Source organism: Vibrio sp. YT-16 (genome assembly GCF_033337405.1).
Taxonomy (GTDB): Bacteria; Pseudomonadota; Gammaproteobacteria; order Enterobacterales; family Vibrionaceae; genus Vibrio; species Vibrio alginolyticus.
On the sequence record NZ_JAWOQQ010000065.1, the window covers coordinates 1 to 1610 of the forward strand.

Annotated in this window: 2 protein-coding genes; one reads left to right on the top strand and one right to left on the bottom strand. The window is 43.1% G+C overall.

All coding sequences use genetic code 11. The features are described from left to right. The first annotated feature begins 205 nt into the window (after positions 1-205). Positions 206-916 (top strand): glycerophosphodiester phosphodiesterase family protein, encoded by a 711-nt coding sequence (locus R7F07_RS24720; RefSeq protein ID WP_318110600.1) that lies wholly within the window; start codon positions 206-208, stop codon positions 914-916. Positions 917-946: 30 nt separating this feature from the next. On the opposite strand, the gene R7F07_RS24725 is transcribed toward R7F07_RS24720, so the two are convergent. Then, entirely contained in the window at positions 947-1429 is a 483-nt protein-coding gene (locus tag R7F07_RS24725; RefSeq protein WP_318110601.1) for a murein L,D-transpeptidase family protein, read from the bottom strand. Positions 1430-1610: the final 181 nt, after the last annotated feature.

Here is a 1610-nt window from a genome sequence, read left to right on the forward strand (position 1 = left end):
ATGAGCGGCAAGAGCATAAAAGTCCAACATCATTTTGTAGCTCAGAATCTGTTACCAATCTAGTCTTTCATTTCCGCACCATGCTTGTTTGGTGAAAATTACACCGTTGAATCGTGACGTTACCGCCCTGAAGAAGCCTTTCACCTCTATATCAACGGCCAAAAGCGAGTACAATCTGGACATCTAATTCAAGAAGGCAAACAAAATGGAAACTCTGTTAATTGGTCACCGCGGCGTTGCCGGCGCGTTCCCAGAAAATACAAAAGTCAGCGTTCAAGCTGCAATTGATCTCGGCCTAAAATGGGTAGAAGTGGATGTTCAGCCAACAAAAGATAACGTACTTGTGGTTTGCCACGATCATACGTTAAATCGATGCAGCAATGGCAAAGGACGAGTTGATGCGTATACGTTGGAAGAACTAAGACAATTAGATTTCGGTGGCTGGTTCAGCGAAGATTTTGCTGGCGAAAATATCATGACTCTTGAGGAGTTATTAAGCTTGGCTACTGAGCGAGGTCTAAATCTGAATATTGAAGTGAAAGTAGACCGCCATCCAGCGGATGAAGTCGCACAAACGCTCGCAAAAGTGCTTACCGAAAGTTCAATGCCTAGAGAGAACCTTTTACTCTCAAGCTTTAGTCATGATGTCATCAGAGCGCTTTACCAGCATTGCGAAGGTTATCGTTTGGGTGTTTTAAGTGAGTTTTTTACAAAAAAAGACGGGCTATTGTTAGATGAAGTGAAAGCGTACAGCTGTAACCTAAATATTAACTGGGTTCGTTCGCGTCAGATCATTAAGCTGCAAGAAGCGGGCTATAAGGTCATGTGTTACACGGTCAACAACCCGAATAAGCTCAAGCACCTTCCGCAATTAGATGGCATTTTTAGTGACCATCCAAAACGTTTTATGAAGTAACCTTTCAAAGCTCCCGTGGGATAACGAGTCCTACCACTCGATCGTGATCGGTGTTCCCATGGTGACAAGCTGGATGAATTCATCCATTTCTTCATTGGTGAGCGCAATACACCCGTTGGTCCAATCAAAACTCTGAATAAAACTAGGATCTTGCGTCTCACCATTCTTTAAACCATGAATTTTAATGTTCCCACCCGGGGAGACACCTCTCCGGTGCGCCTCTAACGTGGCAATAGCATCAGGATAGCTAATGTGCACCGAGCGATAAAACGCAGAATCCTCAATCACGTAATCGAGCGTGTAACTGCCTTCTGGCGTTCGGTTGTCGCCTTCTTCTTGCTTATGACCTTTAGGGTTAGCACCCAATGCAATACGATATTCTTTTAGTATGATGCCATCTTCCATCAAGTACATTCTGCGTTTCGATTTATCAACTTTAACCAGATCGACAGCCGCGTGCGTACTGAACGTAACCAATCCACACAGAATTAAAGCACACCATTTTATCGACATTGCCAGAACGTCCAAACCAAGAGTCAGAAGGAAATAAAAGAGAAGCTATGCTAGTCAGATGATGCTCACAAAGCAATCTGATTATAACGTTGAGACGTAAAAAAGACGGTGCTAATCGCATCTTGATATTACTGAGATTTAAGCAAAGATTTCACTATTCATTAGGCCTAAGTTACATTAC